This is a genomic window from Providencia sp. Me31A (assembly GCF_050487165.1).
Lineage (GTDB): Bacteria > Pseudomonadota > Gammaproteobacteria > Enterobacterales > Enterobacteriaceae > Providencia.
Map to the genome: position 1 here is coordinate 142,921 of NZ_JBKQGZ010000011.1, position 14,820 is coordinate 157,740.

The window sequence follows — 14,820 nt, forward strand, 5'->3', positions numbered from 1 at the left end:
CAGCAAACGAAGTTGGATGGATAGCTATTAATTATTAATTAATTTAATGAATTATTATTGTGGCTATTTAGAAACTTTGACGAATAAATAGCAATAATTAAAATTATATTTTTAAATATCATATGTTGCTGCAAGTTTTTTATTTATATAAATTTAAATTTTATTTTTGTATCTTAATTTTTATTGAGGATTTTCTATGAGGATAGTGAACGTTTTTTCAAGTATAAGACTGTTTCCTTTATTTTTTATTATGTTTTTTGGGGTTTTTAGTTCATCAAAAGCAGGTTTGAATGCAATAGAAACACTCAGAGAAGTTGACGGTTATTTTTATGAAAAAAAATATGGTTCATCAATTTTTGGGCGGGTAGTAACCGATTATTTTTATTTGGTGATGAATGAGAAAGGAAAAACTATCAATAAAGAATTGATGGAAAAAATACATTATGACCATGCATTAGAAATGCTTGGGGTTTTAAACCGAAAAATTAGTAAACAAAGTGCAGGTGAAAATGTATCGCGTGATATGACTTATAAGGAAGCAGATGAATTACATTATCTAGTTATGTTACGTAATAAAATACCGGAAGAAGCTTGGGTTTTAGGTGTTGTATTTTCTGTATTAGATGAAAAAGAAAAAGAATTTTATTGGCGAAAAATCATGGAGGCATCAGGAGATAGAGGTCATGAATTATCTGTAATATACATTTTGATGAAAGTCATGCTAGAAAAGGAAAAAAAGGTAACTAAGAAGCAAAAAATGATTATTAATACATGGTATGAGAGAATGAATAAGGTGTTATCTGCAGCTAAATAATATTTAATTAATATAGCTCTAATGATTAAATATTGTATAAAAACTAAGGTACTGGTTACGATGAGATATTATTTTAGTTTGATTTTACCATTGTTATTATTTTCTTGTATGGCCAATGGGGAAAACCGCCCTGGTTTTGTCTGTGGAAAGTTTAATGGCAATGTTATTGAAGTTCCTGCTAATTATGTTTTCCCATTTGCTGAATATGAGGGGTATAGTTATTTTGACCCAAGGTTTATTAAAAATAAAAAGGGGTGTGAGGCTAACTTTAGAGAATTAACACTAACCACGACTTGGCCTTATATGAAAATTGTTGATTTAAAAAATAAATTCCATTTTGAAATAGATGAAAAAACGATAAGAATTATATTGAGGCCAATTATAGATAAGGATTATTCATTAACACAAAAAATGAATAATTATCTAAATTCATCATATCTAGGAAAGAGGGGGCAAGTTTTTTATGACGATGAACATGAACTTCAATATGTTGAATACTTTGATGATTATAACGTAACAGAAAAGTTGTATAGTAGGGAAGAGCCTAAAAAGAAAAGAGCTTTTTTTTGGTTCGAAAGTGAAAATGAAGTTATTACTATCTTAGAATGCTTATGGTTACCATTGGAAAATAAATATTTAAGTTGCAATATGAGTTTTTCAATATTGGAAGTAGGAATACTAGCCGAGGTTAAGTTTAGTTTTGATAAGTACAATCAATGGAGGAATATAATGAGTGAAGTTAAGGGTTTTGTATTCAAATTTATTAAGGGGGGAGGTTATGAGTAATGGGATTAGTGGTTTTTTAATTAACTATAATGATATCACAAGATTGAAGTCTATTTTAAATGAAAGGGATTTAGAGGAATTCTATAGATATCTTTCGGATAAGGGGGACATGTATTCATTAACAGCGCCTGGGAGTAATAATGAGCATAGTTTTTTGAGTCGACTATGCTTCAGATATGATTTAGATGTATATAGTTATGAGTTAGATTATATGGACTTAAGATATGAATTATATAAGGTTCAGTATGATTTAGCTAAAGAGTATATGTTTTTTTTAGAACGTGAATTAAAAAACAACAATGGTGAAGAAGTCATTATAAATATATTTAGTGAGGAACTCTATAATCATTATGTTAATGTCTTCAAAAGAAGTGATATGTTCATTAGATATTGGGATACTAATATCGCAATGTTATTTTTCAGTTCAGAAGGAAGAGAGGTTTTTTGGGAAAGTAAATTAAGTTATAGTGATTCTTTCAAAGGCCAAGTGATGCATTATTTTAAAACTATAAATTACCTGTTGGATAGTTATGAAAGTTATACGGATAAAAAAAATTCTTTTATAGCTAAGTATTTGGAAAATAATTATAATTTATTTATGTATGAAAGGGGGCGTGAGCTAATTGAAGAGCAAAAAGATATAATTTTAAAAGATAAAGAGATTTGTGATTTAATATATACTGTACATATGAAGTATGCTAAGTACAAAGATGAAATAAATATTAAAATAGGGAATGTGTATGATTTGATAGATTTCCAAGAAAATAAAGTGTTGCACTCTGATAAGATTAGTTTAAAAAATGAAATTATGTTAAAAAATTCGGAGGTAGATGTTGAAAATAGGAGAAAAAAAGGTCAGTTGATAATTATACTGATGAGTTTGTTGCAAAGAAAGATGATGCTATTAGAATACATGAGGAGTTTAAAAAAATAAAAAAACCTGAATTTATTTATGATTATTTGGAAAGTGCAGGTTCTCATTATGCTATTATTGCAAACGGATTAGTTAAAGATAAATCTTTATCTGGAAGGGTTGCAAATAATTTTATAGCTAAAGAGTTAAGTGAAATAGGAATAAATAAAAGTGAAATTATTTTGGATAAATTAAAACTTGATTTAGCAGATGAAACTATGACAACATTGATATCAAGAAGTGATAGTGATGGTGTTATACGAGGAGATTTAACATCACAAGAAGTACAAAGTATTCATTATAATGCTTTTAAACGTAATGGTATATCAAGGTATGGGTGGACATTAACAATCCCTTACCAGATTTTGCCAGAAAATAAACATGAAGAAATTCACCTTCAAATGTTAAAATCTGCGGGTAATGATCAGGCTGAATTGGAATTCTCTATTTACTTAAATGATGAAATATTTCTTGAAATAATTAAAAATCCAAAGATGGAATCGATAAAGACCTACGTTAATTGGGGGGAGACATTATTAACAATTGATAATATAAAAGAAATAGGGGCTGTTTTTGGTGAACACCTTGCTGGAAGAGGAATAACACTCAAAGAACATATAGCAGCTTACGTAGATGAGTTAAAAAAGGTTCTCCCTAAAGGCGATTTAGATATTTATGGTGTTGATAGCACAACATCACCAAGTATAACGCAGTCTATAAACAGGGAAGTGCTATCCACTCCACCAATCAAACACTCTCACAATATGGTAGATAAATCGATATTAGATCATAATTATCCAAAAATTGAACCGCATAGAGAGCTAGCCCCATTAACAACACATCTATTTGATACGTTGAAAACTGAGAATACGGAAGAACCTAAAAATCATTATCTAGAGAGACCTAGTGTTGTATTACCAGAAACACATGGATTTAAAGACTTCCCTGAAGATACCTTTCAACATAACCGTCATTTTGAAAATATGATTGGTCAGTTAAGAGACAATATGTCATCAATGAATAATTCAATGAGCTCATTTGATGACAGATACTCAATGCCTTCAATGCCGAGTATACCTGAGTTTAGCTATAGTGGCTATTCTTCCGGAAACTCATTTGGTTTTAATTAAAATTAAATAGCGATAATAATAAAGAACAAGTATTTATCATGGCACATAATAATAAACGGTTATTGCTGTCTGTGCATACAACTCACAATAACCGTTATGCTTAAATCAATATAAAATTAATCGAGATAAACCAATTCCACTTGGCGGCAGCCGAGTGTATTTAAAGTATTTTCAGTGGTACACCATTGTTTCACTATCGCATCTTGCTTTTCAACTAACTTAGCTTGCTCAATAGCGTGAATATCTTTACCTGCAAGGTTAATCATAATTAAAGCGGCCTGCAGTGGTGGCAAACTTGGGTTGAATGCGGCATTTTCTGCGTAACGGCCTGTAAATAAAGATCCATCTTTCAGCTGTAATGCAATACCGGAATGGGACTCACTATAAGGGGCGTGAGATTGGTTTGCCGCTTCAATAGCAGCATTGAGCAACCTATCGCGACTTTGGTTTTTATACCCGTTGTCAGTAGGGTCTAATAATAAAGTCGTAATGTTTAAATCCGCAGGGCCAAATGAATCAGGTAGGTAATGATGTAATACCGCAGGCTCGCGACCCGGCAAGTTCACCATTATTTTTCCGCCTTCACGGAGTTCATTCATAAATTGACGGCAGTGGCCACAAGGTGTGTAGTTTACTGTAATAGAGGTGACTTGAGTTTCACCTTTCATCCATGCATGGGTGATAGCACATTGCTCAGCGTGGATCACTTGCCCCATAGAGACATGGCTAAACTCCATATTGGCGCCGAAGTATAAATTACCACTCGCACCGCAAGCGATTGCACCAACGTGGAAATGGGAGATTGGCGTGATAGCATAAGCAGCGGCAAAAGGTAATAACGCAAAGGCCAATTCAGAGGTGCTAACACCACTTTCTGCTTTTATATGGTTAACTTGTTCCGCAGTTAACATACCCGGAAAATCAGATTTATCAATGATAGGTCTAAGTATCAACTGTAGTTTTTCTGGAAGCTCGGCCAAAGCGGTCTTAAATCTTGAATGCATGAGTTACCCTCCCTATTTAATTGTTTTTATTCTATTCAATAATGCCTACAATAATATGTGACATAAATCACTTTTATAATGAAATTAGTGAAACGAATTTGTTAATTGAGAGATGTGTCTCATGTTTTTGCTGTGTGATGATGAGTAAAAAATAGTTTATTTCTTTTACTCATCATACTAAATGGTATTTATTAATAAGCTTAGCCAAAAAGATGCAGAATGACAGGAAATATAAAAGGTGCAATCAATGAGGTTATCACGCCGCAGGTCATTAGTGCCAGAGAGCTGTATGCGCCTTCAATATAATTGACTTCAGCGCAGCGTGCGGTTCCTAGTGCGTGAGAGGCTGTCCCCATAGCAAGTCCACGAGAAGCATGAGTACGAACGCGCAAAACATCAAATAAACTGTGCCCAAACATGGCCCCTAAAATACCCACAAATAAGACGCAAGCGGCGCTAATTGCAGGTATTCCCCCAATGGAATCTGCAACAGCCATTGCGATAGGCGTGGTAACCGATTTAGGTAAAATTGATGCCGCAATGTCAGGGGTTGCGCCAAGCCAGAGTGCTATAGCTGCACCGCTAAACATAGCAACTAAGCTACCTGCAAAACAAATACTAAATAATGACTTCCATTGTGCACGAATTTGGTGCATTTGCTCGTAGAGAGGAAAGGCGAGTGCGACAACGGCGGGTTGCAGTAAGTCATTGAGTATTTTGCTCCCTGCAAAGTAATGGTCATAAGATGTGTTGGTCAGCACTAATAGCGCGATAAGTACCGCTATCGTGATCAGTAGCGGGTTTAAAATAGGTAATTTAAATTTTACAGATAGCTGGCGTGCTAAATAAAATACGACAATGGTTAGCGGTAAAGACCACCAAATATGCTCTAACATTATTCATTCCCCTTAGTTTTATCATCATTAATCACTGAAGAAATTGCGTCTTCAGGGGGAAGGGGGACTTCATCGGGTGTTGCCCCAACAACGGGGCGTTCTTTATGGATATAGTTAGAGCTGATCGCGACAACGACCATAACGACTAACGTGCTCACCACACAAGAAACGATAATTGGGAGCATCTGTTGGCTAAGTAGCTCATAGTAATTCATGATGCCAACACCGATAGGCACAAAAAGGATAGTCATATTTTTCAATAAAATACTGCAACCTGGTTGCGCCCAATGGGCTGGAATGATTTGCAATGCAAGCAATATAAATAAAATTAACATGCCGACAATACTGCCGGGAATGGCAAAAGGAAGTAGGGTAGAAATAAGGTTTCCGATAATGAGACAAAGGTAAAGTATTGCGAAAGCACGCAAGTATTGCCATCCAGTTATCAGTACCTGTTTAAATGACATGGGAGTTGTCCTGTTACGTAATATCTATTCATCATACAATTAACTTTATTATTGTGCTACCGATCACAATAAAAAGGCAATAAAAAAGTGGGAAGTATTTAGCTTCCCACCTGAAATTAAACCCCATTAAAACGAGTATGGCTTATTTAACTTGCATACCCGGTTGTGCACCGCTATCAGGGCTCAGTAAGAAGATATCTTTACCGCCAGGGCCGGCAGCCATTACCATGCCTTCTGATATACCAAAACGCATTTTGCGTGGCGCGAGATTGGCTACCATAACCGTTAAGCGACCTTCTAGTGCTTTTGGGTCTGGGTATGCAGAGCGAATGCCAGAAAATACTTGGCGAGTCTCACCACCAATATCTAATTGCAATTTTAGAAGTTTATCTGACCCATCAACAAAATCAGCTTGCTTGATTAAGGCAATACGCAAATCGATTTTCGCAAAATCATCAAAAGAGATGGTTTCTTGAATAGGATCATCCGCCAGCGGTCCCGTAACTTGCTGAACAGGTTTGATACTTTCTTTTGAGGCTTCAACCATCGCATCCACTTTTGCCATTTCTATGCGGTTAAACAACGCTTTGAATGGAGCAACGTTATGATTAAGCAATGGCGTGTTGATTGCATCCCATGAAAGCTCAGTATTTAAAAATGCTTCTGCACGTTTTGTTAGGCCTGGTAAAACCGGTTTTAGGTAAGTCATCAGAACACGGAATAAATTAATACCCATTGAGCAAATATCTTGCAGTTCTTGATCTTTCCCTTCTTGTTTGGCGACAACCCAAGGTGCTTTTTCATCAACATAGCGGTTTGCAATATCAGCTAATGCCATGATTTCACGGATAGCTTTGTTGTATTCACGGTTGCTGAAATCTTCACCGATAACTTTAGCGGCATCAACAAATTGTTGGTATAACTCTGGCTCAGCTAAATGAGCGGATAATTTGCCATCGAAGCGTTTAGCAAGAAAACCCGCATTACGTGAGGCAAGGTTAACCACTTTATTGACGATATCGCTGTTTACGCGCTGTACGAAATCCTCTAAGTTAAAATCGATATCATCGATACGAGAAGACAGTTTTGCTGCGTAATAATAGCGCAAGCAGTCAGCATCTAAATGATCTAAATACGAACGTGCGGTGATAAATGTGCCGCGAGATTTAGACATTTTTGCGCCATTAACTGTGACATAACCATGCACGAATAGATTCGTTGGTTTACGGAATTGGCTGCCCTCTAACATCGCAGGCCAGAACAAGCTATGGAAATACACGATATCTTTACCGATAAAGTGGTAAAGATCCGTTTTCGAGTCTTTATTCCAGAATTCATCAAAATCAAGATCACCGCGTTTATCACACAGGTTTTTAAATGACCCCATATAGCCTATCGGTGCATCTAACCATACATAGAAATATTTACCCGGTGCATTTGGAATTTCAAAACCAAAATAAGGTGCATCACGGGTAATATCCCATTGTTGCAAGCCAGACTCGAACCACTCTTGCATTTTATTGGCCACTTGTTCTTGCAGTGCGCCTGAGCGAGTCCATGCTTGTAGCATGTCGCTAAATGCAGGAAGGTCAAAGAAAAAGTGTTCTGAATCACGCATGACAGGTGTGGCACCGGAAATCACCGAACGTGGATTAATTAATTCAGTCGGGCTGTAGGTTGCACTACACACTTCACAGTTATCACCGTACTGATCTTCTGCTTTACATTTTGGGCAAGTGCCTTTAACGAAGCGATCAGGTAAGAACATGCCTTTTTCTGGGTCGAAAAGCTGTGAAATAGTCCGATTTTTAATGAAACCGTTGTTTTTCAGCTTTCCATAAATAAGTTCTGATAACACTTTGTTTTCTTCGCTGTGCGTAGAGTGATAGTTATCATAACTAATGGCAAAATCAGCAAAATCGTTCTGATGCTCTTGATTCACCGCTGCAATCATTTCTTCTGGCGAAATGCCAAGCTGCTGTGCTTTAAGCATGATTGGTGTTCCGTGCGCGTCATCGGCACAGATAAAGTGAACCTCTTTGCCGCGCATTCGCTGATAACGGACCCAAATATCAGCCTGAATGTGTTCCAGGATATGACCGAGATGGATTGAACCGTTAGCATAGGGTAACGCACAGGTTACCAGTAATTTATTCGCGACTTGAGACATAGTAACTTTCTTACTTCCATTATTTGAAAAGGGTCTTTGATGTTAACCGATCAAAACCATCGCTGCTAGGGGTATAAAAGATTAATTGGAAATTTGTTTGAAAAAGAAATTTTTATCTTTCATGGCTTTTCCTATGCTTTGCAATCACTATTTTTTGTGTTCTCTGTTATGATTAATCCCAGTCAATGTATATAGATGAAATTTTATGTAACTTGTCTAGAATATACAGTTCAAAAAGATGGCGTTCAAAAATATAAATAAAGGAGCCGGGATGAACGATAAATCCCCCGAGCAGAACAAACCAGAATTGCTGACTGAACAAGTCTCCCAAGTTTTGGCTTCATTTACACACCCAACATTGCAGCGTAATTTGGTCTCTATCAAGGCATTACATCACTGCGCAATGTTGGATAATGTGCTGCATGTCGAGTTAGTAATGCCTTTCGTCTGGAAAGGGCCATTCCAAGTATTGATTAGCGAAAAAACGGCAGAACTGAAGAAATTAACTGGTGCTCATGCGGTTGAGTGGAAGCTTCGTCACGATATTACGACGTTAAAACGTGCTAATGATTTGCCAGGCATTAATGGCGTACGTAATATTTTAGCTGTGAGTTCAGGTAAAGGTGGTGTTGGTAAATCAAGCACTTCTGTCAACTTAGCGTTAGCATTGGCACAAGAAGGGGCAAAAGTCGGCATTTTGGATGCGGATATTTATGGTCCATCGATTCCAAACATGCTAGGTACTACGTTAGAGCGCCCAACCTCTCCGGATGGTCAGCATATGGCACCTATTATGGCGTATGGCTTGGCGACAAATTCAATCGGCTACTTAGTGACCGATGATAACGCAATGGTTTGGCGTGGCCCAATGGCGAGCAAAGCATTAATGCAAATGCTACAAGATACGTTATGGCCAGATTTGGATTATTTGGTCATCGATATGCCACCAGGAACAGGCGACATCCAACTGACGCTTTCTCAAAATATCCCTGTAACCGGTGCTGTTGTGGTAACAACTCCACAAGATATCGCCTTGGTTGATGCAATGAAAGGCATCGTGATGTTTAAGAAAGTAAACGTTCCTGTACTGGGTGTGGTTGAAAACATGAGTGCCCACATTTGCAGTAATTGTGGCCATGTTGAACCTATTTTCGGTACGGGCGGCGCAGAAAAACTCGCTGAAAAATACCATACTAAATTGCTAGGCCAAGTTCCTCTTCATATCTCTTTGCGTGAAGACCTTGACCGTGGACAGCCAACGGTAATGCGCGATCCTGAAGGTGAATTTGCGGATATCTACCGTGAAATTGCGTCAGGTATTTCAGCTCTGATGTATTGGGAAGGGGATAAAATCCCAACGGAAATTTCTTTCCGTGCTGTTTAATTAACAGTTATTCTTAACAAGGCTATTTATGCTTAACTGCTAAGTAGCCTTGTTTATTTTTAAACTTCCATTACTTCAGTTCTATTCTCAATTTTCTCTTTTTCTGATTTATTGACTGAGCATTTCTTTATTGCTTTATATTCGCGTAGAATAGGGGAATATTATATTTAATCAGTTTTCTTCCTGTCGGGTAAACCCTAAAAGGTGATTATGAAATTTTTAATTTTTATTGTCGTATTAGTGCTAATTGTCATTTATTTTTATAACCGTATCGTTGCGCTACGTGAGGCCGTAGTTTCCAGCGAAACAGAAATTTCAGTGCAATTAGATCGCCGTGGAAAAGTATTCGACAGCTTATTAGCGACGGTTAAGAAATATTTAAGCCATGAAACTGAAGTTTTCAGCAAAATCACTGAGTTGCGTACTCAAGCACGTAATGCAACTGGGAATGAAGCCCGTGAAGCAGAGGATGCTTTGTCTAAGATGGTTTCTAGTGGCGCAATTAACGTTGCGGTTGAAGCGTACCCGGAACTGAAATCTGACGCGATCATGGCTAACTTACAAGAAGAGATTGTTTCTTCAGAAAATAAACTTTCTTTTGCTAAACGTGGTTATAACCGTTCATTAGAAACCTATAATGCCTATATAGCATCCATGCCTGCCGCACTTATTGTTGGCATTATTCCTAGCTTGAAAATTACTAAGGAATACTGGCGTCTTGATGAAGAAACGATTAAGACTGAAGAGTCTCGCCGTATTAACTTTGATTAAATGTTTTTTAATTCATAATGTTAAAAATTATTGGTGTGCTAAGGAATTAATTTCCTCATAGCACTCCAATATTTTAGGTGTTGTTATAGAGAGCAGGTCATTTTATGGATTTTAGAAACGTCATTCGCAAAAATAATATTCGTACTCGCTTAGTTGTGATGAGTTATATATTTTTAATGTTAGTCATTGGGTTATTAGCGGATATTGCTACTCATCCAAATGAGCAATTAGATTTATTTGATAATGCGATGGCGTTTTTGACGTTAAAAGAATTGCCAGTAGCAACTTTGATTGTGTTAGGTCTGACATTCCTTGGGTTGATTTATATTCATTTTAGAGGTCATAAAATGATGTTAGCAGGAATGAATGCAAGGGAAATTACCCAAGAAAATGCGACAAGCTCTGAAGAAAAACAACTTTTTAATATTATTGAAGAACTCAGTTTAAGCGCAAGTTTGGGCTATATTCCTCGTTTGTATATTTTAGAGACTGACGAACCGAATGCTTTTGCTGCGGGATGGAATAAACGTAACGCACTTGTGGGCGTGACTCGTGGTTTACTTCAAAGCCTTAATCGCCAAGAGGTTCAAGCTGTTTTGGCTCATGAAGTTGGGCATATTATTCATGGCGATTCAAAATTAACTTTGTATGTTGGCATTCTAGCGAATGTGATTTTAACGGTAACTAACATATTTAGTCAGATTTTTATTCGTACGGCAGGAAGAAGTCGCAACAATGCCGCAAATAAAGCCCAAGTCATTTTATTAGTGTTGAATTTTGTATTACCGTGGATCACTCAAATTTTGTATTTTTATTTGTCGCGCACCCGTGAATATATGGCTGATGCGGCGGCGGTAGATTTGACCTCTGATAACCAAGCGATGATCAGTGCATTAAAAAAAATATCAGGGAAACATGAAACACATGATTACGATGAAACAAGCACTGGCCAAGCTTATCGAAAAGCGGCGTATATTTTTAATAAGGGCGATTCGGTATTCTCTACTCATCCCTCTATCGAAAACCGCATTGCGGTTTTAGAAGGAAAAAAACAGTTTTAATAGGAAAAAATAATTACGCAACGTATTCTTTGACGGTTTTTCATCGCCTATTGGCGTTTTTTTTAGCGAACTTTATCTAGGGACGCTGGAACAACACGTCATTACCTCCTATAATTCCGCCAACGTAACATTTAGATGTTATGTATTTTCACTTCTAAAATATTTAACCAGGTTATCATTTTATGACTGACATAGCGCATCACTGTACCATTGTGGGTATATCGGGAGCCTCTGCATCTGGCAAAAGCTTAATTGCCAGTACTCTATATCGAGAACTCAGAGAACAGGTCGGTGATCATAATATCGGTGTTATTCCAGAGGACTGTTATTATAAAGATCAAGCAGATATCCCAATGGAAGAACGGCTTAAAGTGAACTATGATCATCCTAACTCTATGGATCATAGCTTACTTTATGAACATCTTAAATCACTGAAAAGTGGTCAAGCAGTAGAAATTCCACAATACGACTATGTCGCCCACACACGTAAACAAAAAACCATCACGTTTAGGCCGAAAAAAGTGATTATCATTGAAGGTATTTTGCTACTGACAGATAAACGCTTACGTGGAGAAATGGATTTTTCTATTTTTGTTGATACTCCGCTCGATATTTGCTTGATGCGGCGCATTAAACGTGATGTAAATGAAAGGGGGAGAACATTAGATTCAGTCATTGATCAATACAATAAAACGGTTCGCCCAATGTTCTTGCAATTTATTGAGCCGTCTAAGCAATATGCAGATATTATTGTTCCTCGCGGAGGAAAAAACCGTGTTGCTATAGATATCTTAAAAGCGAAAATCGGTGAGTTCTGTCAAGATTAGTTAATTGCGCAGAAATTATAATAATGAAGGGGGAAACAACCATGCGTCTTTGTGACCGCGATATTATTCAATGGATGGATGATGGTAAGTTAGTTATTAGTCCGCGCCCTCCAATTGAACGGATCAATGGTGCAACAGCTGATGTTCGTTTAGGGAATCAATTCCGTGTTTTTCGTGGGCATACAGCCGCATTTATTGACCTTAGTGGCCCGAAAGATGAGGTTAATGCTGCGTTAGACCGCGTGATGAGCGATGAAATTGTTCTCGATGAAGATGAGCCATTCTTCCTACACCCTGGAGAGTTAGCACTTGCAGTGACGCTTGAGTCTGTTACGCTCCCTGATAACCTTGTCGGTTGGTTAGATGGCCGTTCTTCATTAGCGAGACTCGGTTTGATGGTGCATGTTACAGCCCACCGAATTGATCCGGGTTGGCATGGACAAATCGTGCTAGAATTCTATAATTCAGGCAAATTACCTTTGGCGTTGCGCCCAGGTATGGTAATTGGCGCGCTGAGTTTTGAACCGCTATCTGGCTGTGCTGATCGCCCTTATAACAGCCGCCAAGATGCGAAATACAAAAACCAGCAGGGCGCTGTTGGTAGCCGAATTAGCGAAGATTAATTTTAGGTAAGCTTGCGGAAATTGTTATTCTTTAATGGAGCTAAGAAGCAGTTTCCGCCTACTTTAAGGGATAATAATGGTGTTGTGTTCATTTTATTAATGGGCACAGTTTGGGGTTAGGGGAGGGAAACATGAAACGTTTTTTGACGACACTGATTATTTTACTTGTAGTGATTGTGGCGGGGCTAACAACATTAGTCATGTTAGTGAACCCAAACGATTTTCGTCACTACATTGTTGAACAAGTAGAGAAAAAAAGTGGTTATCAGCTTGAATTTAATGGTGATATGCGGTGGCATGTTTGGCCGACATTAAGCATCATTACCGGACCATTCTCACTCACAGCACCCAATGCGGCAAAACCTGTTCTCAGTGCTGAAAATATGCGTTTAGATGTTGAGTTATGGCCGCTTATTTCCCATAAACTGTCTGTCGAACAAATCGTTATTGATGGTGCAGTGATCCGAAAAACCCCTGAAAGTGATCCACAGGTTCACCATAGCGCCCCCGTTGCCCCTGAAGGAACTATCACATCAACACCCTCAGCAAATAAAAGTAATTGGTTGCTAGATATTGAAAAAATCAATATCTCTAATAGTTTAGTTATTTGGCAAACAGCCAAAGATGAGTTTAACTTGCGAAATATTAATGTCTCTTTGAAAAAAAGTGATGAAAAGCAGGTTGCTGTTAAATTCAGTGGAAATTTGAACAAAAACCAACAGGAGCTTGTGTTTGATTCCCGAGCCGATGTCGACCTATCTAATATTAATCAACAAATTAGGGGGCAACTGACCCAGTTTGACTATAAATTAAGTGGTGTTGATTTGCCTGAAAGTGGTATTGATGGTCAAATTACGACCGATTTTTTATATTCGAAAGGGAAAGAAGAAAATGTCAGTTTGAGTAATTTGCAGATTAAAGCGAATGAAAGTACGTTATCTGGTCGTTTAACAATGCAATTGACTGACACGCCACAGTTGTCTATCGAATTAGTATCAGAGAAACTCGATTTAGATAATTTACTGGGAATGGCACCATCGAAGCATAATTCGGAAACTGACACTAACAATAATCGTGTTGGTGTAAAACCTGTAATTTCTGGCTCAAATGCTCAGCAATATGATTTATCTGGATTACGTGCATTTACAGCTAATGTTCATTTAACGATTAACCAGCTTATTTACCGTGGCATGCAGATTAATGAGGTGATATTTGAAGCACAAAATAAGGCACCACGTTTAACTGTTGCTAAATTACAAGGTAAAGCGTTTGGAGGTGATTTCTCACTTCCTGTGACCTTAAATTACAGTTCAACACCCGCTTATGTTTCTGCAAAACCTAATTTTAAAAATATCGACTTAACGCCATTATTAAAAGCATTTGATATGCCACAAAAATTAAGTGGGGTTATTTCACTTAATGCGGCATTATCCGGTGTTGGGTATGATGGCTATGCTGTGAAAAACCAATGGCAGGGGCCTGTTAATTTTGAATTGAGAAATGCAAAATTACAGGGCTTGAATATTCCACAGCTAATTCAGCAGTCAGTGTCTCGGGTTACCAATAAAATTAATGCTCCAGTGAATACGGGTAATTTTACTGAAGTGGATTTATTTACCGTCGTAGGGAATTTAAATAAAGGTAATTTGAATATTTCTACTCTACGGGCCACGTCTTCACTGGTTAATATTAGTGGTCAAGGGCGCTTAAATGTCCCTAATGAAACCATCGATGTGAATTTAGGTGTGAATATTGCGAATGGCTGGGGCGGTGATTCCCGTTTAGTTAAACAGCTGCAAGCGATGACTATCCCGCTACGTATTTATGGTAGTTGGAATAGTTTGCAATATCAGCTAGATGTAGAAAAATTATTACGCAATGAGCTACGAACTCAAGCTAAAGAGGCCCTTGGTAATTTCTTAAAGAAAGAAGAAAATAAAGGGCTCAATGATTTATTGAATGCATTATAAAAAA

General features: G+C 37.4%; 14 protein-coding genes. 10 read left to right on the forward strand and 4 right to left on the reverse strand.

Going from position 1 to position 14,820, the window contains the following annotated elements; all coding sequences use genetic code 11:
• The first annotated feature begins 196 nt into the window (after positions 1-196).
• The 4 genes from ACLPIE_RS11050 to ACLPIE_RS11065 all read left to right on the forward strand — a co-directional run bounded on the left by ACLPIE_RS11050 (position 197) and on the right by ACLPIE_RS11065 (position 3,643).
• The gene (locus ACLPIE_RS11050) at positions 197-814 is read left to right on the forward strand and encodes a hypothetical protein (RefSeq protein WP_430261675.1); all 618 of its coding nucleotides are present in this window, start codon (positions 197-199) and stop codon (positions 812-814) included.
• A gap of 108 nt (positions 815-922) precedes the next feature.
• Complete coding sequence (locus tag ACLPIE_RS11055; RefSeq protein ID WP_430261676.1) at positions 923-1,600, forward strand: hypothetical protein; 678 nt, start codon at positions 923-925, stop codon at positions 1,598-1,600.
• Positions 1,593-2,534, forward strand: coding sequence for a hypothetical protein (locus tag ACLPIE_RS11060; RefSeq protein ID WP_430261677.1), 942 nt, complete (start codon positions 1,593-1,595; stop codon positions 2,532-2,534). The genes ACLPIE_RS11055 and ACLPIE_RS11060 overlap by 8 nt, the downstream gene beginning before the upstream one ends.
• A 26-nt stretch (positions 2,535-2,560) precedes the next feature.
• The gene (locus ACLPIE_RS11065; RefSeq protein WP_430261678.1) at positions 2,561-3,643 is read left to right on the forward strand and encodes a hypothetical protein; all 1,083 of its coding nucleotides are present in this window, start codon (positions 2,561-2,563) and stop codon (positions 3,641-3,643) included.
• 116 nt (positions 3,644-3,759) lie between these two features.
• Here ACLPIE_RS11065 and cdd read toward each other — a convergent pair whose 3' ends face one another.
• The 4 genes from cdd to metG form a co-directional block, all read right to left on the reverse strand.
• Complete coding sequence (gene cdd / locus ACLPIE_RS11070; RefSeq protein WP_430261679.1) at positions 3,760-4,647, reverse strand: cytidine deaminase; 888 nt, start codon at positions 4,645-4,647, stop codon at positions 3,760-3,762.
• A 200-nt stretch (positions 4,648-4,847) separates the two neighbouring features.
• Positions 4,848-5,543 (reverse strand): CidB/LrgB family autolysis modulator, encoded by a 696-nt coding sequence (locus ACLPIE_RS11075; RefSeq protein WP_430261680.1) that lies wholly within the window; start codon positions 5,541-5,543, stop codon positions 4,848-4,850.
• Positions 5,543-6,010 (reverse strand): CidA/LrgA family protein, encoded by a 468-nt coding sequence (locus tag ACLPIE_RS11080; RefSeq protein ID WP_430261681.1) that lies wholly within the window; start codon positions 6,008-6,010, stop codon positions 5,543-5,545. The genes ACLPIE_RS11075 and ACLPIE_RS11080 overlap by 1 nt, the downstream gene beginning before the upstream one ends.
• Before the next feature lie 142 nt (positions 6,011-6,152).
• Positions 6,153-8,180, reverse strand: coding sequence for a methionine--tRNA ligase (gene metG, locus ACLPIE_RS11085; RefSeq protein WP_430261682.1), 2,028 nt, complete (start codon positions 8,178-8,180; stop codon positions 6,153-6,155).
• Between the two features lie 271 nt (positions 8,181-8,451).
• Here metG and apbC point away from each other — a divergent pair, with 271 nt between their 5' ends.
• The 6 genes from apbC to asmA all read left to right on the forward strand — a co-directional run bounded on the left by apbC (position 8,452) and on the right by asmA (position 14,816).
• Complete coding sequence (gene apbC, locus ACLPIE_RS11090; RefSeq protein ID WP_430261683.1) at positions 8,452-9,564, forward strand: iron-sulfur cluster carrier protein ApbC; 1,113 nt, start codon at positions 8,452-8,454, stop codon at positions 9,562-9,564.
• Between the two features lie 210 nt (positions 9,565-9,774).
• Positions 9,775-10,335, forward strand: coding sequence for a LemA family protein (locus ACLPIE_RS11095; protein WP_430261684.1), 561 nt, complete (start codon positions 9,775-9,777; stop codon positions 10,333-10,335).
• Positions 10,336-10,439: 104 nt separating this feature from the next.
• Positions 10,440-11,396 (forward strand): zinc metalloprotease HtpX, encoded by a 957-nt coding sequence (gene htpX, locus ACLPIE_RS11100; RefSeq protein ID WP_430261685.1) that lies wholly within the window; start codon positions 10,440-10,442, stop codon positions 11,394-11,396.
• 182 nt (positions 11,397-11,578) lie between these two features.
• A complete protein-coding gene (gene udk, locus ACLPIE_RS11105; protein ID WP_430261686.1) occupies positions 11,579-12,223 on the forward strand; it encodes a uridine kinase in 645 nt (214 codons plus the stop codon).
• 41 nt (positions 12,224-12,264) lie between these two features.
• Positions 12,265-12,846, forward strand: coding sequence for a dCTP deaminase (gene dcd / locus ACLPIE_RS11110; protein WP_430261687.1), 582 nt, complete (start codon positions 12,265-12,267; stop codon positions 12,844-12,846).
• A gap of 131 nt (positions 12,847-12,977) precedes the next feature.
• Positions 12,978-14,816, forward strand: a complete 1,839-nt coding sequence (gene asmA, locus ACLPIE_RS11115) for an outer membrane assembly protein AsmA (RefSeq protein WP_430261688.1) — start codon at positions 12,978-12,980, stop codon at positions 14,814-14,816.
• Positions 14,817-14,820 lie beyond the last annotated feature (4 nt).

Coding starts and splice junctions, on each gene's coding strand:
- ACLPIE_RS11075 (WP_430261680.1), bottom strand. CDS start 5,543: ATGTTAGAGCATATTTGGTGGTCTTTACCGCTAACCATTGTCGTATTT.
- ACLPIE_RS11080 (WP_430261681.1), bottom strand. CDS start 6,010: ATGTCATTTAAACAGGTACTGATAACTGGATGGCAATACTTGCGTGCT.
- apbC (WP_430261683.1), top strand. CDS start 8,452: ATGAACGATAAATCCCCCGAGCAGAACAAACCAGAATTGCTGACTGAA.
- asmA (WP_430261688.1), top strand. CDS start 12,978: ATGAAACGTTTTTTGACGACACTGATTATTTTACTTGTAGTGATTGTG.
- dcd (WP_430261687.1), top strand. CDS start 12,265: ATGCGTCTTTGTGACCGCGATATTATTCAATGGATGGATGATGGTAAG.
- htpX (WP_430261685.1), top strand. CDS start 10,440: ATGGATTTTAGAAACGTCATTCGCAAAAATAATATTCGTACTCGCTTA.
- ACLPIE_RS11060 (WP_430261677.1), top strand. CDS start 1,593: ATGAGTAATGGGATTAGTGGTTTTTTAATTAACTATAATGATATCACA.
- ACLPIE_RS11055 (WP_430261676.1), top strand. CDS start 923: ATGGCCAATGGGGAAAACCGCCCTGGTTTTGTCTGTGGAAAGTTTAAT.
- ACLPIE_RS11050 (WP_430261675.1), top strand. CDS start 197: ATGAGGATAGTGAACGTTTTTTCAAGTATAAGACTGTTTCCTTTATTT.
- metG (WP_430261682.1), bottom strand. CDS start 8,180: ATGTCTCAAGTCGCGAATAAATTACTGGTAACCTGTGCGTTACCCTAT.
- cdd (WP_430261679.1), bottom strand. CDS start 4,647: ATGCATTCAAGATTTAAGACCGCTTTGGCCGAGCTTCCAGAAAAACTA.
- ACLPIE_RS11095 (WP_430261684.1), top strand. CDS start 9,775: ATGAAATTTTTAATTTTTATTGTCGTATTAGTGCTAATTGTCATTTAT.
- udk (WP_430261686.1), top strand. CDS start 11,579: ATGACTGACATAGCGCATCACTGTACCATTGTGGGTATATCGGGAGCC.